A 26282-nucleotide genomic window follows, 5' to 3' on the forward strand; every position below is an offset into this window, starting at 1 on the left:
GCGCCGCGGACGAGCGGCGGGGCTCAGGCCTTCTTGGCGCACTCCGCGCAGGTGCCGAAGATCTCCAGCGTGTGCGCGATGTCGCTGAAGCCGTGCTCGACGGCGACCGAGCTGGCCCAGCGCTCCACCGCGGGGCCCTCCACCTCGACGGTGGCGCCGCAGTGCCGGCAGACCAGGTGGTGGTGGTGTCCGCTGCTGCACCGGCGGTAGACGGCCTCGCCGTCGGCGGTGCGCAGCACGTCCACCTCGCCGGCGTCGGCGAGCGACTGCAGGGTGCGGTAGACCGTGGTCAGACCGACGGAGTCCCCGCGGTGCTTCAGCAGGTCGTGGAGTTCCTGCGCGCTGCGGAAGTCCGCGATCTCGTCCAGGGCCGCCGAGACGGCGGCACGCTGCCGGGTCGATCGGGCGCGCGGCGACGGGCCTGCGGTGGTCACCGTGGGTCCTCCTGGGGTCGTGGGCGTCTCGCACATCATTGTGCCAGCCCCGCCCGCCCCTCCGGAGTGGTCGTGTCGGGGGAAGTCCGTTCCGGTGTCTGGGCGGGCAGTCGGACGTCGCAGATCTTGGGCCCGTGCTCGGTGTCGCCGCGGTGGCGGCGCCGGGCGAGCGGCGCGGCGAGCGCGCTGAACACCGCGAAGACCGCGATGGCGAGCAGCACGATGGCCGGGCCGGAGGGCACGTCGAGCTCGTAGGAGCCGGTGACCCCGGCGAGGGAGACCACCACGCCGAGTGCGATCGAGGCGGCCTGGGTGGCGGCGAAGGAGCGGGTGAGCTGCTGGGCGGCGACCACCGGGACCACCATCAGGGCGCTGACCAGCAGCAGTCCGACCACCCGCATGGCGACGGTGACGGTGACGGCGGCCATCACGGCGAGCAGCAGGTTGAGGGTGCGCACCGGCAGGCCGGTGACCCGGGCGAAGTCCTCGTCCTGGCAGATCGCGAACAGCTGGCGGCGCAGGCCGACGGTGACGGCGATGACCACGGCGCCGAGCACCGCGATGGCGGCCAGGTCGGCGGGGGCGACGGTGAGGATCGAGCCCCACAGGTAGCTCTCCAGCGAGCCGGAGCCGGCTTCGGCGGAGAGCGAGACGAGCAGCTTGCCGCAGGCCATGCCGCCGTAGAAGAGCATGGCGAGGGCGATGTCGCCGCGCTGGTTGCCGCGGGAGCGGACGAGTTCCATGGTGACGGCGCCGAGCACGCAGACCAGGACGGCCATCCAGACCGGGCTGGTCTGGAAGATGAAGCCGAGTCCGACGCCGGTCATCGCGACGTGGCCCATGCCGTCGCCCATCAGGGCCTGGCGGCGCTGCACCAGGTAGATGCCGACGGCGGGGGCGGTGATCCCGACCAGGACGGCGGCGAGCAGGGCGCGCTGCATGAAGTCGTAGGACAGCATCTCGGTCATGCGAGCAGCCTCGGCGGGGTCAGGTCGGCGTGCGGGTGGACGTGGTCGTGGCCGGGCAGTGCGTGCAGGCCGGTGTTGGGCACGGGCGGGCCGTCGTGTGCGACGCAGCCGTCCCGCAGGACGACGGCGCGGTCGATCAGCGGCTCCAGCGGCCCGAGTTCGTGCAGGACGAGGAGGACGGCGGCGCCGCGGCCGACCTCGGCGCGCAGGGTGTCGGCGAGCACCTGCTGGCTGGCGGCGTCCACCCCGGCCATCGGCTCGTCCATGATCAGCAGGTCGGGGGAGCCGACCAGGGCGCGGGCGATCAGGACCCGCTGCTGCTGGCCGCCGGACAGGTCGGCCACGCCGTCCCCGGCCCGCTCCAGCATGCCGACGGCGGCCAGTGCGCGGTCCACCGCCTCGCGGTCCTTGCGGCGGAACGGCAGCAGGCGGTGCTGCGGCAGCCGTCCGGTGGAGACCACCTCGCGCACGGTGGCCGGGACGCCGGAGGCGGCGGTGGTGCGCTGCGGGACGTACCCGATGCGGTGCCAGGCGCGGAAGGAGCCGTGCGGGGTGCCGAACAGCTCCAGGGTGCCGCGCTCCAGGGGGACGGAGCCGATCACGGTCTTGACGGTGGTCGACTTGCCGGAGCCGTTGGCGCCCAGCAGGGCGACGACCTCGCCGGGCCGGACGGTGAGGTCGACGCCGCGCAGCACCGGCCGGCCGCCGCGCGAGGCGACGGCGTCACGGAGGCGGACGGCCTGGGGTATCGGGTGGGTCATGGTGTTCCGTCCCGTCAGCTGGTGGCGGCAGGGGTGGTGGCGTCGGGGGTGGGCGTCGCGGCGGGGGCGGTCTGGCCGGCCGTGGCGCCGAGGGCGGTCCGGAGGTTGGCCAGGTTCTGCTTCATGACGGTGAGGTAGTCGTCCTTGGCGGGGTCCTTGACGCCTTCCAGCGGGTCCAGGACGGCGGTCTTGAGGCCGAGGTCCTTGGCGACGGTGTCGGCGAGCTTGGGGCTGACCAGGGTCTCGAAGAAGATCGTGGTGACGCCGTTGTCCTTGGCGGCCTTCTGCACGGCGGCGAGGCGGGCCGGGGTGGGCTCGGACTCCGGGTCGACGCCGTTGATGGCGACCTGGGTGAGGCCGTAGTGGTCGGCGAGGTAGCCGAAGGCGGCGTGGCTGGTGACGAAGGTCCTGGTCCCGGTGGACCTCAGCCCGTCCTGGAACTCCTGGTCGAGTGCGGTGAGCTTGGTGACCAGTTCGTCGGTGTTCCTGCGGTAGTCCTCGGCGTGGGTCGGGTCGGCCTTCGCGAACTCGTCGCCGACGCTCCGGGCGATCGCCGCGTAGCGGGTCGGGTCGAGCCAGATGTGCGGGTCGCCGGCCGGGCCCTCGTGCTTGTGGCCGCTCCCGGGCTCCTCCGCGCCTTCGTCGAGGTGGTGGTCGACCAGCGGGCTCGCGGCGGTGGCGTCGATCTTGTGCTTGCCGGACGACTGCGCGACGGCCTGGTCGACGGTGGGCTGCAGGCCCTTGAGGTAGAGGATCGCGTCGGCCTTCTGGACGGTGCCGACCTGCTTGGCGGTGAGTTCCAGGTCGTGCGGCTCGACGCCGGCGGCGGTGAGATCGGTGACCGCGACGTGCTCCTGGCCGATCTGCCGGGCGAGGAACTCCATCGGGTAGAAGGAGGCGACGACCTTCAGCTTGCCGTTCCCGCTGTCGGCGCTGCTGCTGCCTCCGCAGGCGGTGAGGGCGAGGGAGGCGGTGAGTGCGGTGGCGGCGATGGCTATGGAACGGCGGGTCCGTCGACGAAGCAGTCCGATCATCATGACAATCATTCTCATCTCACATGGAAATGATTGTCAACTCACTCGGACGGGTGAACGGCAGATGACGAGGAGTGGGGGCGGCCGGACGATACCGATTTGAATCACGTACCCGTATGGCCGGTAACCTGAGGTATTCGGGTACGCGTAACCAGCCGTGCCCTGACCGTGCCGTACGTACTGAAGAGAGCACTGTGGCCGCCGACAAGATCGACACGATCGTCAGCCTGAGCAAGCGCCGTGGCTTCGTCTACCCCTGCAGCGAGATCTACGGCGGCACGCGTGCCGCCTGGGACTACGGGCCGCTGGGTGTGGAGCTCAAGGAGAACATCAAGCGCCAGTGGTGGCGCGCGATGGTCCAGGCCCGCGAGGACGTCGTCGGCCTCGACTCCTCGGTGATCCTCGCCCGCGAGGTGTGGGAGGCCTCCGGCCACGTCGCCACCTTCAACGACCCGCTGACCGAGTGCCTCTCCTGCCACAAGCGCCACCGGGCCGACCACCTTGAGGAGAAGTACGAGGCCAAGCACGGCTTCCCGCCGCCGAACGGCCTCAAGGACGTCAACTGCCCCGACTGCGGCACCAAGGGCCAGTTCACCGAGCCCAAGGACTTCTCGGGCATGCTGAAGACCCACCTCGGTGTCACCGAGGAGGCCAGCGGCCTGGCGTTCCTGCGCCCCGAGACCGCCCAGGGCATCTTCACCAACTTCAAGGCCGTCCAGACCACGTCGCGCAAGAAGCCGCCGTTCGGCATCGCCCAGACCGGCAAGAGCTTCCGCAACGAGATCACCCCCGGCAACTTCATCTTCCGGACCCGCGAGTTCGAGCAGATGGAGATGGAGTTCTTCGTCAAGCCGGGCGAGGACGAGCAGTGGCACGAGTACTGGCTCCAGCAGCGCTGGGACTGGTACGTCGGCCTCGGCCTGCGCACCGAGAACATGCGCTTCTTCGAGCACCCGAAGGAGAAGCTCTCCCACTACGCCAAGCGCACGGTGGACATCGAGTACCGCTTCAACTTCGGTGGCAGCGAGTTCTCCGAGCTTGAGGGCGTCGCCAACCGCACGGACTACGACCTGCGGGTGCACAGCGAGGCGTCCGGCCAGGACCTGAAGTACTTCGACCAGGAGTCCGGCGAGCGCTACTTCCCGTACGTCATCGAGCCGGCGGCTGGCCTCAACCGCGCCATGCTGGCCTTCCTGATCGACGCCTACTTCGAGGACGAGGCGCCCAACGCCAAGGGCGTCATGGAGAAGCGCGTCGGCATGCGGCTCGACCCGCGCCTGGCCCCGGTCAAGGTCGCGGTCCTGCCGCTGTCGCGCAACGCCGACCTCTCCCCGAAGGCCCGCGGCCTGGCCGCCGACCTGCGCACCGCCTGGAACGTCGAGTTCGACGACGCCGGCGCGATCGGCAAGCGCTACCGCCGCCAGGACGAGATCGGCACGCCGTTCTGCGTCACGGTCGACTTCGACACCCTTGAGGACAACGCGGTGACCGTCCGCGACCGCGACACCATGTCGCAGGAGCGCGTCTCGCTGGACCAGGTCAAGGCGTACCTCGGTGCGCGCCTGATCGGCTGCTAGAGCCGGGTCCTTCGTGCGGGGAGCCCCCGTCCGCCCTTTCGGGGCGGGCGGGGGCTCCTTGCCGTGTGCGGGGGTTGCTGTGCGGGGTGCGTGTCGCCGCCGTCGGCGAAGGGGCTCACCGCCCCACGGGGCTCACCGCCGTACGGGGCTCACCGCCCCACGGGGGTCACCGCCGTCCCCAGCGGGAGCGGGGGGCCGCGGGCGGGGTGGTCGGCAGGCCGGCCGCGCGGAGGGCGGCGAGGGTGGTGCGGTGCCGGGCCTCGTCGGCGAGCAGGGCGGCCAGCAGCTGTCCGTACAGCTCCCGGCTGCCGGTGCTGTCCAACGCGGCCGCCAGGCGGACGATCTCCACGGGCGGGCGGAGCGCCGCGAGTTCGCGCAGCAGGGCCGTGGCGAGGGCGGGCGGCAGCTCGGTGGAGAGCGCGGCGAGGTCCGCGGTGGGGCGGCCGGCGGCCTGGCGCAGCAGGGTCCGGACGTCGCCGGGGCGGTCGTGCTGCTGGAGGCAGGCGGCGAGGGAGGTCAGCTCGGCGGTCGGTGCCGATCCCCACTCCCACAGGAGCGTCGCGCCGTCCGCGTTCTGCCCGGCCCGCTCCAGTGCGGAGAGGAGCCCGGGGACGGAGGCGGCGGGGTAGGACCAGAAGGCGTGGAACAGCTCGGCGGCCTCCTCGGCCAGGCCCAGTTCGCGCAGTTCGGCCAGGACGGCGACGGCGTGTTCGGGGGCGGACCGCGCCGTGCCGCGGGCGAGTCGGAGGGAGGCGCCCGTCGGGCCGTACCGGGCGAGCATGCCGACCAGGAGCGCGGTGTCGGCGGGGGCGAGGCGGGCGGCCGCCTGGTCGATCAGCTCGGTGGCCTCGGTGCGGGCGCCGGAGCGGTGGAGGGTGGTGATCCGCTCGGTGAGGGCGCCGATGTCGGGACGGGCGGGCGTCGGCGGGGGTGCGGGCTCCGCTCGCCGGTGCTGCTGTCGTGGTTCCGGCCGCCGCGGGCCCGGTCGCAGTGGTTCCTGGTGCCGTGGCTCCTGCTGTCCCAGGTCCTGCTGTTCCGGGTCCTGCTGCCGTGGTTCCTGCTGTACGTGTCTGAGGCGCATCTCCAACGCCTCCAACTGGTCGCTGAGTTGGCGACACCGGATCCCCAGCCCCTCACGGAGGGTGCGGGCCTGGGCGAGCTGCCGCAACAGCTCGCCCTCCGGCCGTTGGCGGCCCGGGGTCGCCCGGATCGCCTCGTTCAGCCGCCGTTCGCGCTGACTCGCGTAGCGGCTCGCGCGGAGTAACTCGTCCAGCTCTGCGCGGAGTTCGGCGGCCTGTTGCTCGCCCTCCAGCTGCTGGCCTGCGGATTGTGCCGTCGGCCGCATGCGCATGATCGCCCCAACCTGTCCATCCAGACCCTGACTGCAGGACATCCTGGCGTCGGTATGTGGCGAGGGAGTTAAGAGCGCACGACCAGTCGTGCCCGAGTGGTGTCAAGGAGCGCGCAGAGGGCGGTCGCGGCAAGAAGTGCGCCGGTCGCGCTCCGGAGGAGGGTCGCCTCGTAGTAGGGGCCCGGGACGAGGACCGCGGTGAGGTAGCCGACCGCCGCACCGGCGACGGCGGGCAGCAGCAGGCGCGGGGCGTCGCGTCGAAGGGCCGCCCCGATCACCAGGACGCCGGCGAGCACGGCGAGTCGGGGCGTGCCGAAGGACTCCGCGTAGCGGATCGCGAGGGCGGGGACGAGGAGGAGGGCGAGCGCCCGGCCGATGGTCGCGGTGAGGGCGGCGGTGTGCGGGCCGGTCCGCGGGGCCGCGGAACGCGCGGCGAGGCGGGTGGCGACGAGGACCGCCGTGGCGGCCGCGGCGGGGAGGAGGTGGTCGCCGAGCCGGGCGAGGTTGTAGAGCAGCGCGGTGTCGTACAGCACCAGCATCAACTGGCCGTACGCCCACAGGTCGAGTGCGAAGAGGAACGGGTTGCCGCGGGCCGGAGCGGCAGTGTCCGAGGCGGGTTCGCGCCCGGCCGTCCAGGCGATCAGCGGCGGGGTGACGGCGGCCGAGAGCACCCGCAGGACGAGGTCGTCCACGGTGTACGGGTTCCGCAGGTCCCACTCGACGGCGCAGAACGCCGCGGTGTACGAGACGGCGGCGAGCGGGAGCAGCGGCGACCGGGCCAGCCGGACGTACAGTGCGCCGTCCAGCCGCCGGACGACCGACACGAACGCCAGGAGCACGAGCGGCAGTTCGAGGAAGGCCTGGACCCGCAGCACGGACGGGGCCAGCAGTTCCGGCGCCGGGACGTGGGCGGCGAGGGCGTCGAGCCGGGGGACGTCGAACCAGCCCGGGGGCAGGTAGCGGGCGATGAAGGACGGGTCCCCGCCGTGCACGCGGTTCACGTAGACGGCGACCAGGACCTGGTTGAGGAGGATCAGCGCGACGACGGCCGCCAGCGGTGCCTCCGGCCCGATCGTGCGCCCGCGGCCCGGCGGCCGTGCCCCGGCGCGCAGCACCCGCGGCGCCACGACCAGGGCGGTGGCGGCCGAAGCCACCACCGTCCCGTCCAGCAGCGGAGCGACCGTGCTCATGCGGCCAGCCGCGCCCGCGCCTCCATCAGCGCGAAGCCCAGCAGGTTCAGCCCGCGCCACTCGGCGGGCTGCTGGGCCCGGATGTCGTCGGCCGCGAGCCCGATGCCCCAGATCCGGTCCACCGGGCTGGCCTCGACCAGCACCCGGCTGCCGGTGCCCAGCAGGTACTCGCGCAGTGCCTCGTCCTGCCCGAACTTCGCCACGTTGCCCGCGACGACCAGCTCGAACCGCCCGTCGGCCCAGGTCCGGTCGTCGAAGCGCTCGACCAGCCGCCCCAGCTTCTTCGCCTCGGCCGGCGTGCGGGCGGCCAGCACCTGCTGCTCGATGGCCTCGTCCCCGAACATCCGGGCCTTGCCGGCCATCATCCAGTGCTCGGCGGACGCGTACGTCACCCCGTCGACGGTGAACTCCCCGGGCCACCACTGGCTCAGGCACTCCTGCCGGGTGCCGCCGCCCTTGCGGGCCGTGTGGCCCCAGAACATCACCCACTTCGGGTGCACCCCGTCGGCCATCAGCGCCGCCAGCTGCTCGCGGCTGCGGACGGCGGCGGGGTCCCCCACGTGCATCTCGCTCATATCGTCAGTCTGACACAAAGGGGGTGGTGGTCGCGAACCGTTTGGATCCCTCCGGGCGGCCGCCGACAGGTGCTTTCGGCCGTCAGTCGTCGGCCGTCGGCCGTCAGTCGTCAGCCGTTCGCCGCGAGTTCCAGGAAACGCAGGCCGACTTCGGTGACCTCGGCCGCCGTCCAGGCACGGGCCGGCCCGGTGAGGCTGACCTCGGCCATGGCGAGGCCGGGGGCGGCGTCCTCCCAGTGGGAGACGAACCAGGTGCCCTCCTGCTCGGCGAGCGTCAGGTGGGCGGCGTTGAGGGCCTTCGCCGGGTGGGGGAGCCAGAGCTGGAACTCGTGGGTCGGCGGGACCGCCGGGTGGAGGCGGGCACCCGGGAGTGCGGCCAGGGCCGGGGCGAGAGTCGCGGCGTGGCGGGTGTGGTCGGCGAGGTGGGGCAGGACGGTGTCCAGGCCGTCGAGTGCGGCGAGGGCGGCCGGCCACTGCTGGAAGAGCCGGCCGCCGTAGCGGTGCAGCCAGGTGCGGGCGTAGGCGGTGAGGGCGGCGTCCCCGGCGAGGGCGGCCCCGCTCATGCCGCCGAGGTCCTTGTAGTAGGAGACGTAGACGCTGTCGGCGAGGGCGGCGATCTCGTCGAGCGGCCGGCCGAAGTGGACCGTGGTGTTCCACAGGCGCGCGCCGTCGAAGTGCACCCGGGCGCCGAGCTCGCGGGCCGCGGCGACGAGCGCGGTGAGCTCCTCCCAGGTGGGGAGGAGGTAGCCCGGGTCGCGCAGCGGGAGTTCGACGGTCAGGGTGCCGAACGGCTCGCCGAGCGCCCTGAGTTCGGCCGGGGTGGGCTGGCGCTGCTCGGTGGTCGGCCAGAGGCCGCGCAGGCCGGTGAGCTGGGTGTGGGCGTGCCGCTCATGGCGCTCGATGTGGCTGAGCGGGTGGAGGGCGACGGCCGGGTTCCCGGTGCGCTCCGCGTGGTGGCGCAGGGCGACCTGCTGCGCCATGGTGCCGGTGGGGAAGAAGACCGCGTCCTCCTTGCCGAGCAGGGCCGCCGTCCGTTCCTCCAGCTGCCGCACCGGGCCGTCGGTGCCGTAGAAGTCGGGGCAGACGTCCAGGCCGTCCAGGGCGGCGAGTCGGGTGAGGCGCTCGCGGATGGTGGGGAGGCGGTCGCCGGAGAGGAACCGCTTGCAGGACGTGCGGGCCGCGCGCCGCCGGTGGAACTCGCTCTGGTCATCGGTCATCCGGTGATTGTCGGACCGGTGACGCGGTCGGACCAACTGCATTTCCCGGCGCTACGGCCGGTAGTACGCCTCGATCGGGGCGCGGGCCTCCTCGTGCAGCGCCGGGCCGTCCTCGGGCACCGTCGGCCAGGCGCCCGACTGCGGGTTGAGCGCGACGAGTTGGTCGGTCGACAGCGCGTACACGACCCGGCCGATGCCCGACCGGACGATGGCGCCGCGGCACATCCCGCACGGCTGGCAGCTGGTGTACATCGTGGTGCGCGCGGCCGTGTCCGGGGCGAGTTCGCGGGCCGCCCAGCGGGCGAGCTTGAGCTCCGGGTGCGCCGTGATGTCGTCGTCGCGCCGTACGGTGTTGTGGGCCTCGGCGAGGATCCCGCCGTCCGGTCCGGCCAGCAGGGAGCCGTACGGGGCGTCGCCCAGGTCGATCGCCCGGGCGGCGACGGCGACGGCGCGACGCAGGAGGGTCTCGTCGGCTTCGGTGATCACGAACGGGCTGCCTTCCAGTGGGTGGCGACGGTGCTGAGAGCCTGCCACGCCGACTGCGGCCGGCGCGTTTCCTCCGGATCGCCGTGATAGGGGTCGAACACGACGCTCTGCGCGCCGAGGTCGCGCAACTGCCGCAGGTCGTCGAGGACTTGCTCGACGGTGCCGACGCCGGCCGGCCTCTCGGGGTCGTCGACGGGGGCGTCGGTCAACCGCAGGGCGATGCGGGGCGCGAAGCCGGGCATCGGGCGCTCGGCCAGCACCGACCGCATCCGGGCGAGCGGCAGCCGCAGCGGGTGCCAGGCGTCGCCGAACCGGACCGCGCGGCGCAGCGCCGCCCCGCTGTGGCCGCCGACCCAGACCGGCACGGACAGGCCCTGCTCCTTCCAGGCCTCCCGCAGCGTGCCCAGGTACTCGTCGGTCAGCTGGCCGCGCGCGCCGAACGGCACGCCGAGCGCGTCGAACTCCTGCCGGGCCCAGCCGACCCCCACGCCGAGGACGAACCGGCCGCCGCTGAGCCGGTCGAGGGTGCCGGCCATCCGGGCCACCAGCAGGGGGTTGCGGTAGGGCAGGACGAGCACGGTCGTGCCCAGTCGCAGGCCGGTGGTGATCCCGGCGAGCCAGGACAGCGTGGTGAACGGCTCGTGGAACGGTTCCGGGTACCGCTCGGCCACGTCCGGGGTCACCGCCACGTGGTCCGACACCATGAGGAGGTCGAAGCCGAGCGCCTCCACGGTCCGGGCCCATGCGCGCAGCACGCCGGGATCCGTTCCCGGGCCGAAGTTCGGTACGTTGACGCCAAGTTGCATGCTTCGAGGCTATCCCCGTGATCATGGCGTACGGAACCCGATCCTTCCGCCATGCGGGGTGGTTTCCCGTGGTTCTCCCGGTAGATTCGCCGTATGGCCGTGAATCTGGACGACACCGACTGGGCGATCATCGAGCAGCTGCAGCGCGAGGCCCGCATCTCCCTCAGCGAGCTGGGGCGGCGGGTGAGCCTCAGCGCGTCCGCCACCACCGAACGCGTCCGGAACCTGGAGTCGCAGGGCGTCATCAGCGGCTACCACGCGACGGTGGACCTCGCGAAGGTCGGCTACCCCGTCCTCGCCGTCGTCCGGCTGAAGTACCCGGGCAACCGGCACGAGCCGCTGCGCCGCCTGCTCGCGGAGCGGCGCGAGATCCTGGAGTGCCTGCGCACCACCGGCGACGACTGCTACACCCTGAAGGTCGCGGCCACCTCCATGGAGCACCTGGAGACCCTGGTCGACGAGTTGGCCGGCTTCGGCAGTACGACCACGAGCGTCGTCTACAGCCGGACGCTGCCGCTGCGCGGGCCCGCCCGGCCCTGAGGCCTGCCGTCCCTCGATCGGGGGAGGTCGTCCGCGAACCGTAGGGCCAGACTGGCGGTCGTGGCCGGGGAGGTGCTCGCCCCCTCCCGGCCGCGATTCCACGATCCCGCGATTCCAAAGGAGTTGAGCCGTGCGCCAGCGGATCCGCCACATGGCACTGTCCCTCTCGGCCGCGACCGCGGTCGCCCTCGGTGTCCTGGCGGCACCCGCCGCCTCCGGCACCGGCCGGCCGGACCCCGCGCGGCCGGACCTCGTGCGACGGAACCTCGTGCAGCAGGGGCTGGACGCGCTGGTGCGCACGGACGGCGTGCCCGCCGCCCTCGCGACCGTGCGGGGCCGGGACGGCGGTGTCCGCCACTACACGGCAGGGGTGGCGGACCTGGCCACCGGGGCGCGGGTCCCGGTCGACGGGCAGGTGCGGATCGGCAGCAACACCAAGACCTTCACCGCCGTGGTGGTGCTGCAGCTGGTAGGGGAGGGGAAGGTCGACCTCGACGCCCCGGTCGACACCTACCTCCCCGGTCTGGTCCGTGGTGACGGCATCGACGGGCGGCGCATCACCGTACGCCAACTCCTGCAGCACACCAGCGGGTTGCCGGACTACGAGGGGCTGATCGACGAAGCCTCCCTCCGGGACCGGTACTTCGAGCCGCGCGATCTCCTGGACATCGCCCTCCGGCAGAAGCAGCAGTTCGCCCCCGGGGAGAGGTTCGGCTACAGCAGCACCGGTTACGTGCTGGCCGGCCTGGTCGTTCAGCGGGTCACCGGTCGGCCGCTCGCCGAGGAGATCGACCGGCGCGTCGTCCGGCCGCTCGGACTGCGGCACACCTACTTCCCCGCCGTGGGCGACCGGACGATCCGGGAGCCCCACCCCAAGGGCTACCGCAAGGACACCGCGGGCCCGCTGCAGGACTTCACGGAGCTGGACCCCTCGGCGGGCTGGGCGGCCGGGCAGATGATCTCCACCGACTCCGACCTCAACCGGTTCTTCTCCGAGCTGCTCGCCGGACACCTCCTCCCGCCGGCCCAGCTCGCCCAGATGCGCACCACCGTCCCGGTCGGGACCACCGGCATGGCCTCCGGCCTGGGGATCTTCCGCCGGCCGCTGTCCTGCGGCGGGGTCTACTGGGGCCACGGCGGCGACATCCCCGGGTACGAGACCCGGGGCGGCGTCACCGAGGACGGCCGCGCCGTCACGATCGCGGTGACGACGGTTCCGGCCGACTACGAGGTGACCCGGCGGCTGGAGGGCGTCGTGGACACGGCCCTGTGCCGCTGAGCCGGCCGGTCCGGCCCCGGGCGCGGCCCCGGTGGCGCCTCAGGAGTGGTGGCGGTAGACCTCGTCGGTCACCAGGCCGGTGCCGTGGTGGAGGGACGCACTCGTGTACGCCATCCGCATCCGCGCGGCCTGGACCGTCCGCTGCTGTTCGATCAGCATCCCCTCCGCGCTGTCCGCGTGGAGCCGCCTCGCCCGCTCCCGGAGCACCAGGTGCAGGGTGATGCCGACGATGGCGGCGACGAGCGCGAGCAGGAACACCAGGACGAAGATCATGAGGCCATCCTCCCCCTGCATACGAAGGATTCCAACGTGTTCGGGAGAGTCGATCGGATCACCGGTGCCGGGGATCCGGCCCAGCCAGGGGAGGGGTGGGGCGGGGCTCAGGCGTCCCGGGCCGCGGCCAGTTCCGCGTTCGCGCGCTGCGTGACCAGGGCCAGCACGCGGCCCGCGACGGCGAGGTCCTCGGCCGGGATGTCGGCGTAGAGACGGGCGGTGATCCCGGCGGTCTCGGTGGTGGTGCGCTCGTACAGCGCGCGGCCGGCGTCGGTGAGTCGGAGCCGGGACGTGCCCGCTGCCGCCTCGTCCTCCGCCACCTCCGCATCCTCCGACTCCAGCAGGTGTGCCGCCGTCAGCTCCTCGACCACGCCCTCCACGACCGACTCGTCGGCCTTCAGTGAGCCGGTGACGTCGCGGACCAGCGCGTCCCGGGCGATGGAGCCGCCCGCGACGGCGACGACCCGGAGCGTCACGCTGTGGTGGAAGGTGGCGCCGTGCCGGTCCAGCACGCCCTCCAGGAGGGCGCGCGCGGCGTAGTGCGCCAGGGCGATGACCCGGCCGTCGACTGCGGTGGGGGCGGCCTGTGCGGTGGTGGCGGTGGTCATGGTTGCTCCTCGTCGTTCTCGGTGGGCGGATCAAGAGGTGCGTCGAGCAGGGCGGCCAGTTCGCTCGTGAACTGCCGGGCGCGCGGGCTGTCCTGGCCGCCGAGCGGCTCCAGCAGCCGGTCCAGGAGGCCCTGGACCACCGTGATCGCGCGACGGGTGACCTCGCGTCCCTGCTCGGTGAGCGACAGCTGTACGGCGCGCGGGTCGTCCGGGTCCCGGGTGCGGGCGACGAGCCCGTTGGCCTCCAGGGCGCGGGCGAGCTTGGAGACGTACAGCGCCTCCAGTCCCGTGTGGTCGGCGAGCCGGCGTTGGCTGGGGCGCAGCCCGGAGCGCGACATGCCGTACAGCGACGCCATCACCGCGTACTGGGCGTGGGTCAGGCCCAGCGGTGCGACCGCCCGGTCGACGGCCACCCGCCACTTCGTCGACAGGCGCCAGACCAGGAAACCCGCTGTCGCGCCCTCGGTTGGTGAACTCACGACAGATACAGTACATGGCTACTATGTCCATGGCTACTATTTTGGGTGCGCCCAGTGGAGCCTGCCCGCCCTATCGGGAGGCGGGCGAAGTCCTCGGCATCGGTTCGTGATTGACACCGCATCATCGAGTCGGCGCGTAGCCTTCGCCTATGCCGACTCCCTCCCCGCTCGCCATACCCACCCGTTTCGAGGGCGCCCCCGACCGCGTCGCCCTCGTCCTCCCGGGCGTCGGGTACACGCCGGCCAGGCCGCTGCTCCACTTCGCCGGTTCGGTGCTCCAGCAGCAGGGCTGGACGGTCCAGGAAGTGTGGTGGGAAGTCCCGGACGAATTCGGCGAGTTCGGGCCGCAGGAGCGGATCGCCTGGGTGGAGCGGGAGGTCGCCCGGGCCGTCGACGCCGAGGGCGGCGCCTGCCGCCTGCTCGTCGGCAAGTCCCTGGCCTCCTTCGCCTGCGGCCTCGCGGCCGACCGCGGCCTGGCGGCGGCCTGGCTGACCCCCGTCCTGACCTTCGAGCCGGTCGCCCGGGCCCTCCACCGCACCGAGGCCCCGACCCTCCTGGTCGGCGGCGGCGCCGACCGGGTGTGGGACCGCCGGATCGCCGAATCGAGCGGACACGAGGTCCTGGAGGTGCCCGGCGCGGGCCACGGCCTCGAACTGCCGGACGACGCAGTGGGCTCGATCGACATCCTGCGGCACGTCACCGCCCGCCTGGACCGCTTCGTCGCCGCCCTGGGAACGGGCCGGTAGCCCCGACCTCGTCGCCCGTTCGGGGTGTCGGCGGGCACCCGCCTACCCCCCGGGGTGCCCGACGGGCCGACCGGGGGTGACCACCGGCAGGTCCCGCCCCTCGGCGGCCTCGGCCAAGCGCTTGTCGTACGTGACGAAGGCGGTGAGCGCGTGCTCCAGGTGCTCGGCGGTGGCGAGGTGAACGGCGTCGAGCGTGCGGAGGTGCGGGGCGGCGAACCGGGACGCGGCCCGAAGGACGGGATCGGAGAGCCGGATGCGGAGCAGCCGGTCGAGCAGATCCGCCGAAGCGTCCAGCAGCTCAGGCGGTGCGCCGATCCGGATCAGCGCGCGCGGCACCTCCACCTGCGCCAGTGCGCTGGTGGCATGGCCCTCGGATCCGCGTGAGGACAGAAACGTGCGCAGCGCGGCGGATTCGTCCTCGGGGACCAGGAGCTTGAGGATCGCGCAGGAGTCGAGGTAGATCAACGGTCCTCCTCCTCCCGCATGGCGTGCAGGGCGTCGGCGGCCGAGCCGAGCCGGGCGCCGATCTCGGGGATCGTCCAGTCGGCGAGGCCGCGCGCGGTGGCGGCGTTCTCCGGGTCGATGGTGCCGTCGCGAACAAGATCCTCCAGCACCCGCTGTTCCGGGTCCGGCGGTGCGAGGACGGCGATCAGCCGGCCGTTGCGGGTGATTTCGACACGTTCGCCCGCCACGACGCGGTCGATCAACTCGCTGGCGTGCTGCTGAAGCTGCCGGATCGGGACTCTGGCTGTCATACGACTCACGGTAGGGCTGATCGTGCGGCGATCACGAGGAATGTGCGTCGATTTCACGCGAACGAGTGCCGGACGACCGGACCGGCGGAGCCGGAACGCCGACGGCCCCGCGATCGATGTGCGATCGCGGGGCCGTCCGCCGCCGCCCGGGGCCCGGAGGCCCGGCGGGTCAGCCGATGGAGCGGGGGAGCCGGGTGGTCAGGTAGAGGATGGTGAAGGAGCCGAGGAGCTGGATGCCCAGGCACAGGGCGAGCGTGCGGCCCATGCCGAGGCTGGGGGATAGCGACAGGTACAGGGTGCCGAGGGTGGCGACGCCGAGGGCGAGGCTGGACTGCTGGCTGGTGGCGAGGACGCCGCTGCCGACGCCGGCCCGGGCGGCGGGCACCTTCGAGAGGACGACCCGGAACAGCGGGGTGCCGATCAGGCCCTGACCGATGCCGGCGAGGGCGACGCCGGGTGCCATCCGCAGCGGGGAGAAGTGCGCCCAGTCGGCGAGGACGGTCACGGCGAGGGTGGCGAGGCCGAGGGCCTGGATGACGGCGCCGGCGCTGAGCACCCGGCTGCCCCAGCGGCCGATCAGGCGCGGGCCGGCGAGCGAGGCGCTGAAGTAGCCGACGGCCATCGGGACGAGCGCCCAGCCCGCTGCGACCGGGCCGAGCTTCAGGCCCTGCTGGAGGGCGACCGCGATGACGAACATGAAGCCGCCGAAGCCCGCGAAGTAGGGGAGCGCGATGCCGAGGCCGCGCCGCATCTCCGGGATGCGCAGCAGGGTCGGCGGCACCAGCGGGGTGTCGCCGCGCTGCTCGGCGCGGCGCTCGACCAGGGCGAAGGCGACGGCCAGGACGGGGAACAGCCCGAGCAGCACCAGGGACCAGAGCGGCCAGCCGGCGGCCCGGCCCTCCATCAGCGGGACGAGGAGGGAGAGCAGGGTGGCGGTGAGCAGGACGGTGCCGGGCACGTCGACCCGGGCGGCCCGGGTGGCCTTGCTCTCCGGGACGTAGCGGACCGCGAGGACCACGGCGAGCAGTGCGAACGGCACGTTGAGCAGGAACACCGAGCGCCAGCCGGTGCCGAAGAGGTCGGCGGCGACCAGCATTCCGCCGAGCACCTGCCCGATGACCACCGAGATCCCGCCGACCGCGCCGTACACGCTGAGGGCGCGGCCGCGCCGGGCGCCGTCGGTGGCGGCGGTGATGGTGCCGAGCACCTGGGGGATCAGCAGTGCGGCCGAGGCGCCCTGGGCGGCCCGGGCGGTGACCAGGGACCACGCGTCGGGGGCGAGGCCGCAGGCCAGGGAGGTGAGGGCGAAGGCGGTGGCACCGGCGACGAAGAGTCGGCGGCGGCCGAAGATGTCGCCGAGTCGCCCGCCGAGGACGAGCAGGACGGCGAACGCGATGCCGTAGCCGGCGGCGACGAGTTCGAGGACGGCGGGCCCGGCGTTCAGGTCCTTGTCGATGGTGGGCAGGGCGACGTTGACGATGAAGAAGTCGAGCATCGGCAGGAAGGCCCCGAGCAGGACGGTGACCAGTCCGGCGGTGCCGAGTGTGGGCGTACCGAGGATGGGCGTAGCGAGGGTGGGAGTACCGGGGGCGGGAGCGGCGGTGCCGGGGGTCGCGGTGCCGGGGGTGGTGGCGGTGCGGTGCGGGGCGGGGGCGACGGCGAGTTGTTGGGTCACGGGTCATACGATCCGCCGCTCGATACCCTGGTACCAGAGTGTGGTTATCCGGGTATGAGAAGTACCTGGCAACAGGCTGACGGGTGGCGCATGCTGGGGAGCATGAGCCTGACGACCCGCACCGCGCAAGCCCCGGCCGCCGCGAACGCCCTTGCCACCCCGGTCGGTTCCGCCGCGCCCGCCGCGCCCGCTGCCTCGGCCGCGCCCGGCGACGCGCGCCGGCACGAACTGGCCGCCTTCCTGCGCAGCCGCCGCGAGCGGATCGCGCCCGAGCAGGTGGGCCTGCCGATGACCGGGCGCCGCCGTACGCCGGGGCTGCGGCGCGAGGAGGTCGCGCAGCTCGCCGCGGTCGGGGTGACCTGGTACACGTGGCTGGAGCAGGGGCGGGACATCCAGGTGTCCACCCAGGTGTTGGACGCGGTGGCCCGGGCGCTGCTGCTGGACCCGAGCGAGCGCGCGCACCTGTTCACCCTGGCCGGTGCGGACGACCCGGCGCCGGTGCAGGAGTGCCCCTCGGTGACGCCGAGCGTGCGGCTGGTGCTGGAGCAGATGGCGCCGTACCCGGCCCTGGTGGTCAACTCCCGTTATGACGTGCTGGCGTACAACGCGCAGTACACCGGGATCGTCGGCGACCTCTCCGCCCTGCCGCCCGAGGACCGGAACATTCTGTGGATGGCGTTCACGCCCTCGCGGTTCCGCGATGTGCTGGTCGACTACCGCACCGAACGCCTCGGCATGGTGGCCCGGTTCCGTTCGGCGATGGCCGACCACAGTTCGGAGCCGGCGTGGAAGGCGCTGCTGGCGCGGGTGCTCAAGGCCTCGCCCGACTTCGCGGAGCTCTGGCAGCGGCACGACGTGATGCGGCCGAGCAACGGCGTCAAGCGCTTCCAGGTGCCCGGCGTCGGTCTGTTGAGCTGCGAGTACACCAACTTCTGGCTCGGTCCCCGGCACGGCAGCCGGATGATCACCTACACCCCGCTGGACGACGGGACCCGCGCGCTGATGGACCGACTGCCCACCGCGCTCTGACGACCCGGACGGCCGCAGGCCCGCAGGCCCGCCGGGCCTCAGCCGCGGGCGGCCGCCTGGCGCCCGAGCAGCAGGCACACCACCGCGAGCGGCAGTTCGATGCCGCCCGCCATGGCCAGCGCCGCGAGCACCGCGTGCCCCGGCCCGGCGCAGGCGATGTCGGCCATCGCGTCCGCGGCGAGCAGCAGCGCCACCGTGGCGGCCGCCCACAGCGCGGCGGGGTTGTGCCGGCGCAGCAACGCGTCCAGCGTGAGCAGGGCGGAGAACTCCACCAGGTCGAGTACGACCCACGGGGTCTCGTGGCAGACGGCGAGGATCGCCAGCCAGGGCAGCAGCGCGACCGCCGCCATGGCGGGCACCCGGGCGAAGCGCTCGGGCAGGACGAAGGAGGGGAGCGAGCAGGCGGCCCGGCCGGAGAGGACGGCGGTGCTCATGCCGCACCCCCGATCCGGCGCGCCGGGACCCGCTCCAGCGGCAGCCGCTCGGCCGGCCCGCCCGTCGGGTGCTCGACCAGCACGGCGTCGAACGGCCCCTCGGCCCAGGCGAGCCAGAACCGCCCGGCGACCGTGACCACCTGGGCCGCGACGGCGGAGCTGACCGACCGGAACGCCCGCCGCCCGGCGAAGACGACCGAGGGCGCCGTGCCGTCGGCGGCCAGCCGGCCCCAGGCGATCGCGTGCCAGGCCCGCCCGCCGGACGGGCTGCGCCGCGCCCCGCGCAGCAGCTGCGGGGTGAGCCGGGCGGCGACCAGGACGTCGGCCAACTCGCCGTGCTGGTAGAACTCCAGGGCGACCCGGCCGCGGCCGGACCCGGTGCTGCGGACCGACCAGGGCCCGCTCCATGCCGACAGCGTCCCCTCCGGCTCCGACGCCGGGAGGAGCACGCCCCCGGGAACGCCGTGGCGCCCGGGGAGGCGCCGCCCGTGCGGCGGAGTGGCGGAGTGCGATGCGGTGCTCGTCATGTCCTCAAGTGTTCCGTCGGGGCGTCTTCCTGTCGGTGGTGCTCCACCCCGAATCGGGGGTGTAGCCAGCTACACCCCTGTCGGGTACCCCCCTTCATGGCGACCGGTGATCATCGGGCCCTACGCTGTCCGGCATGCCCTCCACCACGTTGCGCCGAGCGCTCGTCAGGAGCCTCCGGCGCGCACCGTGGTCGCCCGAGGTCCGACGGGACGTCCGCTTCACGGCCGCCGGAATACCGCAGGCCCTGCCGATCTGGCTGGCCGTCACCGATTCCAAGCTGCTCTTCCCGCTGCTCGCCGTCCTCCTGCTCCTCACCCGTCCGCTGACCGCCCTCCAGCGCGGCCGGCTGCGCGCGCTGTACGGGGTGGAGATCCCGCGGCCACGGCCGCTGTCCGGGCGCCGGATGCTGCTGCTGGGGATGACCTGGCGTCAGACCCTCCACCACCTGCTGGTCGGTCCGCTGCTGGCGGCGGCCGCGCTGGCGGTGCTGTACGCCTGGGGCGCCGGCCTGGTGCTGGCCACCCTGTACGGCTGGATCTGGCTGATGCCTCCCGGCACCGCGCTGCGCTCCGACCTGGCGGGCCAGGACGTGTGGCTCACCCTGATCGGTGTGGTGCTGCTGCTCGGGGCGCACTGGCCGATGGCGTCGATCGCCCGGCTGGAGGCGTGGGCGGCGAAGTGGCTGCTCGGTCCCGACCGGGCGGAGGCGTTGGAGCGGCGGGTCGAGGAGATCGCCGAGAGCCGGGCCGGGCTGGTCGACGCGGTGGACGCCGAGCGCCGCCGGATCGAGCGGGACCTGCACGACGGCGCGCAGCAGCGCCTCACCTCCCTGGCGATGAACCTGGGCCTGGCCCGGCGCACCCTCAAGGACGTCCCGCCCGAGGTCATGCAGGTGATCGTCGACGCGCACGAGGAGGCGCAGGCGGCCATCGACGAGCTGCGCGACCTGGTCCGCGGCCTGCACCCGGCGGTCCTGGAGGACCGCGGTCTGGACGCGGCGCTGTCCGGCATCGCGGCCCGCGCCCCGCTGCCGGTGCGCCTGGACGTCGACCTGTCCGAGCCGATCGCGCCGACCGTCGAGGCGGTCGCCTACTTCACCGTGTCCGAGGCGCTGACCAACGTGGCCAAGCACGCCCGGGCCGGCCGGGTCGACCTCTCGGTGCGGGCGGCCGGGGGCCGGCTGCGCCTGGTCATCAGCGACGACGGCGTGGGCGGCGCGGACGCCGCGCGCGGCACCGGGCTCACCGGTCTGCGCAAGCGCGCCGCCTCGGTCGACGGGACGCTGTCCGTTCTCAGCCCCCTCGGGGGCCCCACCACCATCACCGTGGAGTTGCCGTGCGCGCTGTGATCGCCGAGGACTCGGTCCTGCTGAGGGTCGGCCTGGTCAAGGTCCTGGAGGCGGTGGGCTTCGAGGTGGCGGCCGCCGTCGGGGACGCCACCGAACTGCTGGCCGCGGTGGAGGAGCACCGCCCGAAGGTGGTGGTCGCCGACGTCCGGATGCCCCCGGGCTTCCACGACGAGGGCGTGAAGGCGGCGATGGTGATCCGCCGGCAGTGGCCGGACACCGCGGTCCTGCTGCTCTCCCAGTTCGTGGAGGAGCGCTACGCCGCCGATCTGCTGTCGACCAACACCAGTGGCGTCGGCTACCTGCTCAAGCAGCGGGTGGCAAACGTGGACGACTTCGTGGAGGCGCTGCAGCGGGTCGCCGAGGGCGGCACCGCGCTGGACCCGGAGGTGGTCGCCCAGCTGCTGGTGCGCCGTCACCGGGACCCGCTGGAGAAGCTCACCCCGCGCGAGCGGGACGTGCTCGCCCTGATGGCGGAGGGCCGGTCCAACGCCGCGATCGCCGCCTCGCTGGTGGTCAGCGACAGTGCGGTGGCCAAGCACATCAACTCGATCCTCACCAAGCTCGACCTGCCGCCGGCGGAGGACAGCCACCGCCGGGTGATGGCCGTGCTGCGATTCCTGGAGGTCGGGTGACGGCGGGCACGGCGAAGGCCTGGCGGGTCACCGGGACGCTCGCGACGGTCCTGGTCGTGATCGGTGCCGGCCTGCAGACCTGGTCGGTGGTGGCGCAGCAGCGGTCGACCGGCTCACGGTCGTACGACCGGCCGGTGCACCGCCTGAAGCTGGAGACCGGCAACGCCTCGGTGAAGGTGCGGGCCGGCCGGGTGGACCACGTGGTGGTGCACCAGCGGCTGGAGTGGATGCTGCGCAAGCCGGTGGTGTCGACCGTCTTCACGGACGACCTCGTCACCGTCGGGGTGCGCTGCCGGCAGGTGCTGCCGGTCGCGGACCTCGGCTGCAGCGCCGAGATCGAGGTGGACGTGCCGGCGTCGACCGAGGTGTCCGGGTCGGTGAGCTCCGGCTCGGTCCAGGTGGAGGGCCTGAGCGGGAACGTGGACGTGAGCCTCACCTCCGGCGAGCTGCTGCTGGTCGACACCTCCGGGGACGTGACCGCACGCGCCACCTCCGGGCTGATCCAGGGCAGGAACCTGCAGGCGCGGCGGGTGGACGTCCGGACCACCTCGGGCTCGACGGAGCTGAAGTTCGACCGGGCCCCGGAGCAGGTGACGACCACGGCCACCTCGGGCTCGCTGACGATGACCCTGCCGAGGGGCAGCCGCTACGCCTTCTCCAGCGACGTCGGCTCCGGCAACGGCCGGATCGCCCCGGAGCTGGCGGACTCCGACAGCCCGAACCGCATCCATGCGACGGTCACCTCCGGGTCGATCAGCATCAACCCGTCGTAGCGGGACGCCGCGGCGGGCCGGCCGTCGCGGTCGCGGCGCGGGGCCGCTCACCCGGGTGGGGGACAATGAAGAGTCCCGTCCCCCTACCCGAGGTCAGCCGCGCATGACAGCCACGCCCGCACCCACCGCGCCCGACGCCGAGTTCGCGCCGCTCGACATCGGCCCGATCCGGGTGTGGCCGCCCGTCGTGCTGGCGCCGATGGCCGGCATCACCAACGCGCCGTTCCGCACCCTGTGCCGCGAGCAGAGCGGCGGCAAGGGCCTGTACGTCTCGGAGATGATCACCACCCGGGCGCTGGTCGAGCGCAACGCCAAGACCATGCAGCTGATCAAGTTCGACGCGAGCGAGAAGCCGCGCTCGATCCAGCTGTACGGGGTGGACCCGGTGACGGTCGGCAAGGCCGCCCGGATGATCGCGGACGAGGGCCTGGCCGACCACATCGACCTCAACTTCGGCTGCCCCGTCCCCAAGGTGACCCGCAAGGGCGGCGGCTCCGCGCTGCCGTACAAGCGCAACCTGCTGCGCGAGATCCTGCGCGAGGCCGTAGCCAACGCGGGCGACCTGCCGGTGACCATGAAGATGCGCAAGGGCATCGACGACGACCACCTCACCTATCTGGACGCCGGCCGGATCGGCGCCGAGGAGGGCGTGTCCGCGATCGCCCTGCACGGGCGCACCGCCGCCCAGCACTACGGCGGGACGGCCGACTGGTCGGCGATCGCCCGGCTGCGCGAGTCGGTCCCGGCGCACGTTCCGGTGCTGGGCAACGGGGACATCTGGTCGGCGGACGACGCGCTGCGGATGATGCGCGAGACCGGCTGCGACGGCGTCGTGGTGGGCCGCGGCTGCCTGGGCCGTCCGTGGCTGTTCAAGGACCTGGTGTCGATCTTCGAGGGCGACGTCGACTACGCCCGCCCCGACTTCGGCTACGTGGCGCGGGCGATGGTGCGCCACGCGCAGCTGCTCGGCGAGTGGATCGGGGACGAGGCGCGGGGCGTGATCGACTTCCGCAAGCACGTCGCCTGGTACACGAAGGGCTTCTCGGTCGGCTCCGAGCTGCGGGTGCGGCTGGCCAACTCGTCCTCGTTGGCCGAACTGGCCGAAACGCTGTCCGAGGTGGAGCAGTCCCAGGGCTGGCCGACGGGTGCGGACGGCCCGCGCGGGCGCACCAGCGGCAACAACCGGGTGGTCCTGCCGGAGGGGTGGTTGGACGATCCGTACGACTGCGCCCGGCCGGGCGTGGACGCCGAATCGGACACGTCCGGCGGATGATCTGTACGGACTGGCGAATTCGGCCCCTCCGGCCTGATTGCCACTAGGTCCCAGCCCTCTTGTCCATTCTGGACAGGAGGGCTCCTTTTCGGCGTCCCGATGTCACGGAACGGGCACGTTTCTGGACGCTGTGCGACGATCGACGGAGGCGTTCTACGTTCGACCGGTGAGACACGCTGGTGACGCTTGCCACACGCCGCAGGGGCTGATGCCGGGTCAGTGGACGAAATGGACAGGTCGGCCGTGAATCGCTTCCCGAAGCCGGTCGACCGGAGATCGGGCGATCCGGGTGCAGGAAATCAAGCCGGGGCAACGCGACGGACCCACGGCCGCTACCCAGCGTCCGGATCGTGTGATCTTCGGGTTTCGTTGTGTTCAAGAGTTGAACGCTGGCTAGCGTCAGGCGGACGATTTCACCAACAGAGGTGAACGCCTTTATGTGCATTCGATCTAGCGGGTTACCCCTCGGTACCGGCCTCGGGTGGCCTATTCAGGGCAGAGAAGTGCCTTCGAAATGGGTATGTTCTCCGGCGTCAGGGCAACCGCGTACGAGGAGACCGACCCGTGCCGTCCCAGCAGAAGTTTGTTTACTCCTTCACCGAAGGAAACAAGGACCTCAAGGATCTTCTTGGCGGCAAGGGCGCGAACCTGGCCGAGATGACCAACCTGGGCCTCCCCGTCCCCCCGGGATTCACCATCACCACCGAGGCCTGCAAGGTCTTCCTGGAGACCGGCAGCGAGCCCACCTCCCTGCACGAGGAGATCAGCGCCCACCTGGACGCCCTCGAAGCCGAGATGGGCAAGAAGCTCGGCCAGGCCGACAACCCCCTCCTGGTCTCGGTGCGCTCGGGCGCGAAGTTCTCCATGCCCGGCATGATGGACACCGTCCTGAACATCGGCCTCTCCGACGCCTCGGTGACCGGCCTCGTCGCCCAGTCCGGCAACGAGCGCTTCGCCTGGGACTCCTACCGCCGCCTGGTCCAGATGTTCGGCAAGACCGTGCTGGGCGTCGACGGCGAGCTGTTCGAGGAGGCCCTGGACGCGGCCAAGCACGCCAAGGGCACCGTCAACGACCTGGACCTGGACGCTTCCGACCTCCGGGAACTGGTCGAGGTGTTCAAGGGCATCGTCCAGCGCGAGACCGGCCGGGCCTTCCCGCAGGACCCGCGCGAGCAGATGGACCTCGCCATCCACGCGGTGTTCCACTCCTGGAACGGCGACCGCGCCCGGCTGTACCGCCGCCAGGAGCGCATCCCGAACGACCTCGGCACCGCGGTCAACGTCTGCACCATGGTCTTCGGCAACCTCGGCGAGGACTCCGGCACCGGCGTCGCCTTCACCCGCGACCCCTCCACCGGCACCCAGGGCGTCTACGGCGACTACCTGTCCAACGCCCAGGGCGAGGACGTCGTCGCCGGCATCCGCAACACCCTGCCGCTGGCCGAGCTGGAGAAGCTCGACAAGAAGTCGTACGACGAGCTGATGGCGATCATGCAGAAGCTCGAAAACCACTACCGCGACCTCTGCGACATCGAGTTCACCATCGAGCGCGGCAAGCTCTGGATGCTGCAGACCCGCGTCGGCAAGCGCACCGCCGCCGCCGCCTTCCGGATCGCCGTCCAGCTGGTCGACCAGGGCCTGATCGACCTGGACGAGGCCCTGATGCGGGTCACCGGCGGCCAGCTGGCCCAGCTGATGTTCCCGCGCTTCGCCCCGACCGGTGAGTCCAAGCAGATCGCCTGGGGCCTCGCCGCCTCGCCGGGCGCCGCGATCGGCAAGGTCGTCTTCGACTCCTACACCGCCGTCAAGTGGTCCCGCTCCGGCGAGAAGGTCATCCTGGTCCGCCGCGAGACCAACCCGGACGACCTGGACGGCATGATCGCCGCCGAGGGCATCCTCACCTCGCGCGGCGGCAAGACCTCGCACGCCGCCGTCGTCGCCCGCGGCATGGGCAAGACCTGTGTCTGCGGCGCCGAGGAGCTGGAGGTCGACACCAAGGCCCGCAAGTTCACCACCGCCGACGGCCTGGTGATCCACGAGGGTGACGTCGTCTCCATCGACGGCGCCTCCGGCAAGGTCTACCTCGGCGAGGTACCGGTCCTGCCGTCCCCCGTGGTCGAGTACTTCGAGGGCACCCTGCACGCCGGCGCCGACGTCCAGGGCGGGCTGGTCCAGGCCGTGCACCGCCTGATGTCGCACGCCGACGGCCGCCGCCGGCTCGCCGTGCGCGCCAACGCCGACAACGCCGAGGACGGCGGGCGCGCCCGACGCTACGGCGCCCAGGGCATCGGCCTGTGCCGCACCGAGCACATGTTCCTCGGTGAGGAGCGCCGCAAGGAGGTCGAGCACCTGATCCTCGCGGACAACGACAAGGACCGCGAGCTCGCGCTCTCCACCCTGCTGCCGATGCAGAAGGGCGACTTCCTGGAGCTCTTCCAGGCGATGGACGGCCTGCCGGTCACCGTCCGCCTGCTCGACCCGCCGCTGCACGAGTTCCTGCCCGACATCACCGAGCTCTCGGTGCGCGTCGCCCTCGCCGAGGCCCGCAAGGACCCGAACGAGAACGACCTGCGCCTGCTCCAGGCGGTGCACAAGCTGCACGAGCAGAACCCGATGCTCGGCCTGCGCGGCGTCCGCCTCGGCCTGGTCATCCCCGGCCTGTTCGGCATGCAGGTCCGGGCCATCGCCGAGGCCGCCGCCGAGCGCAAGCTGGCCGGCGGGGACCCGCGCCCCGAGGTGATGATCCCGCTGGTCGGCACCGTCCAGGAGCTGGAGCTGGTCCGCGACGAGTGCGAGCGCGTGCTCGCCGAGGTCTCCCAGTCCACCGGCGTCCAGCTGGACATCAAGCTCGGCACCATGATCGAGCTGCCGCGCGCCGCGGTGACCGCCGGACAGATCGCCGAGGCCGCCGAGTTCTTCTCCTTCGGCACCAACGACCTGACCCAGACGGTCTGGGGCTTCTCCCGGGACGACGTGGAGGCCTCGTTCTTCACCGCCTACCTGGAGAAGGGCATCTTCGGGGTCTCCCCGTTCGAGACCATCGACCGCGACGGCGTCGGCTCGCTGGTCAAGCACGCCGTCGAGGCCGGCCGGGCCACCCGCCCCGACCTCAAGCTCGGCGTCTGCGGCGAGCACGGCGGCGACCCGGACTCGGTCCACTTCTTCCACGAGGTGGGGCTGGACTACGTCTCCTGCTCCCCCTTCCGGATCCCGGTGGCGCGCCTGGAGGCAGGCCGCGCCGCCATCGAGTCGGCGGGCAGCGACTCGCGCTGAGGGAGGGAAGGCATCCCCTCCTCACGCGCGGGCACGACTGACCGCTCCCCCTCCCACCGGGAGGGCGTACACCGGAGCTCGGCGCAGGAGAACCGGCGTACGTGACACGGCCGGGGGGGGGGGGGGGGGGGGGGGGGGGGGGGGGGGCGGCGGCGGGGGGGCGGGGGGCGGGGGGGGGGGGGGGGGGGGGGCGGGGGGGGCCGGCGGCGCCGGCCGGGGCCGGGCGGCGGGGGGGGCG

The 26282-nt window shown here is 72.8% G+C and carries 28 protein-coding genes; 10 read left to right on the plus strand and 18 right to left on the minus strand.

The genetic code is table 11. From position 1 onward, the window contains the following. Positions 1-23: 23 nt before the first annotated feature. Genes ACIRST_RS21480 through ACIRST_RS21495 form a run of 4 tightly spaced genes read right to left on the minus strand, consistent with a single transcriptional unit; the run spans position 24 to position 3200 of the window. Positions 24-434 (minus strand): Fur family transcriptional regulator, encoded by a 411-nt coding sequence (locus ACIRST_RS21480; protein WP_350523917.1) that lies wholly within the window; start codon positions 432-434, stop codon positions 24-26. A 35-nt stretch (positions 435-469) separates the two neighbouring features. Further along, on the minus strand, positions 470-1402 hold the full coding sequence (locus ACIRST_RS21485; protein WP_350523918.1) for a metal ABC transporter permease: 933 nt from the start codon (positions 1400-1402) through the stop codon (positions 470-472). Continuing rightward, positions 1399-2163, minus strand: a complete 765-nt coding sequence (locus ACIRST_RS21490; protein ID WP_350523919.1) for a metal ABC transporter ATP-binding protein — start codon at positions 2161-2163, stop codon at positions 1399-1401. Before ACIRST_RS21490 ends, ACIRST_RS21485 begins: the two co-directional genes overlap by 4 nt. 14 nt (positions 2164-2177) lie before the next feature. Further along, a complete protein-coding gene (locus tag ACIRST_RS21495; protein WP_402803594.1) occupies positions 2178-3200 on the minus strand; it encodes a metal ABC transporter substrate-binding protein in 1023 nt (340 codons plus the stop codon). Between the two features lie 191 nt (positions 3201-3391). On the opposite strand from ACIRST_RS21495, the gene ACIRST_RS21500 reads away from it, so the two are divergent. Beyond that, entirely contained in the window at positions 3392-4774 is a 1383-nt protein-coding gene (locus tag ACIRST_RS21500) for a glycine--tRNA ligase (RefSeq protein ID WP_030233601.1), read from the plus strand. 166 nt (positions 4775-4940) lie between these two features. Here the strand turns inward: ACIRST_RS21500 and ACIRST_RS21505 are convergent, their stop codons facing one another. From ACIRST_RS21505 to ACIRST_RS21530, 6 genes are all read right to left on the minus strand, one after another. Beyond that, positions 4941-6125: a hypothetical protein gene (locus ACIRST_RS21505; protein WP_402803596.1), complete on the minus strand. Its 1185-nt coding sequence runs from the start codon at positions 6123-6125 to the stop codon at positions 4941-4943. A 68-nt stretch (positions 6126-6193) separates the two neighbouring features. After that, positions 6194-7315 (minus strand): hypothetical protein, encoded by a 1122-nt coding sequence (locus tag ACIRST_RS21510; RefSeq protein WP_402803598.1) that lies wholly within the window; start codon positions 7313-7315, stop codon positions 6194-6196. After that, the gene (locus ACIRST_RS21515; RefSeq protein WP_402803600.1) at positions 7312-7890 is read right to left on the minus strand and encodes an NADAR family protein; all 579 of its coding nucleotides are present in this window, start codon (positions 7888-7890) and stop codon (positions 7312-7314) included. Before ACIRST_RS21515 ends, ACIRST_RS21510 begins: the two co-directional genes overlap by 4 nt. A gap of 110 nt (positions 7891-8000) precedes the next feature. After that, a complete protein-coding gene (locus tag ACIRST_RS21520) occupies positions 8001-9107 on the minus strand; it encodes a threonine aldolase family protein (RefSeq protein ID WP_402803601.1) in 1107 nt (368 codons plus the stop codon). 51 nt (positions 9108-9158) lie between these two features. Further along, positions 9159-9593 carry a nucleoside deaminase gene (locus ACIRST_RS21525; protein ID WP_402803603.1) on the minus strand — a complete coding sequence of 145 codons (435 nt, stop codon included), beginning with the start codon at positions 9591-9593 and terminating at the stop codon, positions 9159-9161. Then, positions 9590-10399: an LLM class flavin-dependent oxidoreductase gene (locus ACIRST_RS21530; protein WP_402803605.1), complete on the minus strand. Its 810-nt coding sequence runs from the start codon at positions 10397-10399 to the stop codon at positions 9590-9592. The genes ACIRST_RS21525 and ACIRST_RS21530 overlap by 4 nt, the downstream gene beginning before the upstream one ends. 93 nt (positions 10400-10492) lie before the next feature. On the opposite strand from ACIRST_RS21530, the gene ACIRST_RS21535 reads away from it, so the two are divergent. Together ACIRST_RS21535 and ACIRST_RS21540 are read left to right on the plus strand one after the other, a co-directional pair. Then, positions 10493-10939 carry an Lrp/AsnC family transcriptional regulator gene (locus tag ACIRST_RS21535; protein ID WP_350523926.1) on the plus strand — a complete coding sequence of 149 codons (447 nt, stop codon included), beginning with the start codon at positions 10493-10495 and terminating at the stop codon, positions 10937-10939. A 151-nt stretch (positions 10940-11090) separates the two neighbouring features. Beyond that, positions 11091-12218, plus strand: coding sequence for a serine hydrolase domain-containing protein (locus ACIRST_RS21540; protein WP_402803694.1), 1128 nt, complete (start codon positions 11091-11093; stop codon positions 12216-12218). A 39-nt stretch (positions 12219-12257) separates the two neighbouring features. Here the strand turns inward: ACIRST_RS21540 and ACIRST_RS21545 are convergent, their stop codons facing one another. From ACIRST_RS21545 to ACIRST_RS21555, 3 genes are all read right to left on the minus strand, one after another. Continuing rightward, positions 12258-12491, minus strand: coding sequence for a hypothetical protein (locus tag ACIRST_RS21545; protein WP_402803607.1), 234 nt, complete (start codon positions 12489-12491; stop codon positions 12258-12260). Positions 12492-12598: 107 nt separating this feature from the next. Continuing rightward, positions 12599-13099 (minus strand): MarR family transcriptional regulator, encoded by a 501-nt coding sequence (locus ACIRST_RS21550; RefSeq protein WP_402803609.1) that lies wholly within the window; start codon positions 13097-13099, stop codon positions 12599-12601. Beyond that, positions 13096-13578 (minus strand): MarR family transcriptional regulator, encoded by a 483-nt coding sequence (locus ACIRST_RS21555; RefSeq protein WP_350523929.1) that lies wholly within the window; start codon positions 13576-13578, stop codon positions 13096-13098. The genes ACIRST_RS21550 and ACIRST_RS21555 overlap by 4 nt, the downstream gene beginning before the upstream one ends. Before the next feature lie 149 nt (positions 13579-13727). Here ACIRST_RS21555 and ACIRST_RS21560 point away from each other — a divergent pair, with 149 nt between their 5' ends. Further along, a complete protein-coding gene (locus tag ACIRST_RS21560; RefSeq protein ID WP_402803611.1) occupies positions 13728-14324 on the plus strand; it encodes an alpha/beta hydrolase in 597 nt (198 codons plus the stop codon). A gap of 42 nt (positions 14325-14366) precedes the next feature. On the opposite strand, the gene ACIRST_RS21565 is transcribed toward ACIRST_RS21560, so the two are convergent. From ACIRST_RS21565 to ACIRST_RS21575, 3 genes are all read right to left on the minus strand, one after another. Then, complete coding sequence (locus ACIRST_RS21565; RefSeq protein ID WP_402803614.1) at positions 14367-14789, minus strand: type II toxin-antitoxin system VapC family toxin; 423 nt, start codon at positions 14787-14789, stop codon at positions 14367-14369. Next, entirely contained in the window at positions 14786-15079 is a 294-nt protein-coding gene (locus ACIRST_RS21570) for a type II toxin-antitoxin system Phd/YefM family antitoxin (protein WP_396549551.1), read from the minus strand. The genes ACIRST_RS21565 and ACIRST_RS21570 overlap by 4 nt, the downstream gene beginning before the upstream one ends. A 169-nt stretch (positions 15080-15248) precedes the next feature. After that, a complete protein-coding gene (locus ACIRST_RS21575; protein ID WP_402803616.1) occupies positions 15249-16754 on the minus strand; it encodes an MFS transporter in 1506 nt (501 codons plus the stop codon). A gap of 102 nt (positions 16755-16856) precedes the next feature. On the opposite strand from ACIRST_RS21575, the gene ACIRST_RS21580 reads away from it, so the two are divergent. Continuing rightward, on the plus strand, positions 16857-17783 hold the full coding sequence (locus ACIRST_RS21580; protein WP_402803618.1) for a helix-turn-helix transcriptional regulator: 927 nt from the start codon (positions 16857-16859) through the stop codon (positions 17781-17783). A 38-nt stretch (positions 17784-17821) separates the two neighbouring features. Here ACIRST_RS21580 and ACIRST_RS21585 read toward each other — a convergent pair whose 3' ends face one another. Both ACIRST_RS21585 and ACIRST_RS21590 read right to left on the minus strand, forming a co-directional pair. Continuing rightward, positions 17822-18217 (minus strand): hypothetical protein, encoded by a 396-nt coding sequence (locus ACIRST_RS21585; RefSeq protein ID WP_402803621.1) that lies wholly within the window; start codon positions 18215-18217, stop codon positions 17822-17824. Continuing rightward, positions 18214-18744, minus strand: a complete 531-nt coding sequence (locus tag ACIRST_RS21590) for a hypothetical protein (RefSeq protein WP_402803623.1) — start codon at positions 18742-18744, stop codon at positions 18214-18216. The genes ACIRST_RS21585 and ACIRST_RS21590 overlap by 4 nt, the downstream gene beginning before the upstream one ends. A 134-nt stretch (positions 18745-18878) precedes the next feature. Between ACIRST_RS21590 and ACIRST_RS21595 the strand changes: the two genes are divergently transcribed. From ACIRST_RS21595 to ppdK, 5 genes are all read left to right on the plus strand, one after another. Further along, positions 18879-20093 (plus strand): histidine kinase, encoded by a 1215-nt coding sequence (locus ACIRST_RS21595; RefSeq protein ID WP_350523935.1) that lies wholly within the window; start codon positions 18879-18881, stop codon positions 20091-20093. Further along, a complete protein-coding gene (locus ACIRST_RS21600; RefSeq protein ID WP_350523936.1) occupies positions 20081-20725 on the plus strand; it encodes a response regulator transcription factor in 645 nt (214 codons plus the stop codon). Before ACIRST_RS21595 ends, ACIRST_RS21600 begins: the two co-directional genes overlap by 13 nt. Further along, positions 20722-21498 carry a DUF4097 family beta strand repeat-containing protein gene (locus ACIRST_RS21605; RefSeq protein WP_350523937.1) on the plus strand — a complete coding sequence of 259 codons (777 nt, stop codon included), beginning with the start codon at positions 20722-20724 and terminating at the stop codon, positions 21496-21498. Before ACIRST_RS21600 ends, ACIRST_RS21605 begins: the two co-directional genes overlap by 4 nt. A 103-nt stretch (positions 21499-21601) precedes the next feature. Continuing rightward, a complete protein-coding gene (gene dusB, locus ACIRST_RS21610; protein WP_402803627.1) occupies positions 21602-22771 on the plus strand; it encodes a tRNA dihydrouridine synthase DusB in 1170 nt (389 codons plus the stop codon). A 564-nt stretch (positions 22772-23335) separates the two neighbouring features. Continuing rightward, positions 23336-26044 carry a pyruvate, phosphate dikinase gene (gene ppdK / locus ACIRST_RS21615; protein WP_350523939.1) on the plus strand — a complete coding sequence of 903 codons (2709 nt, stop codon included), beginning with the start codon at positions 23336-23338 and terminating at the stop codon, positions 26042-26044. Positions 26045-26282: the final 238 nt, after the last annotated feature.

Source organism: Kitasatospora sp. NPDC101447 (assembly GCF_044767225.1).
Classification (GTDB): Bacteria; Actinomycetota; Actinomycetes; order Streptomycetales; family Streptomycetaceae; genus Kitasatospora.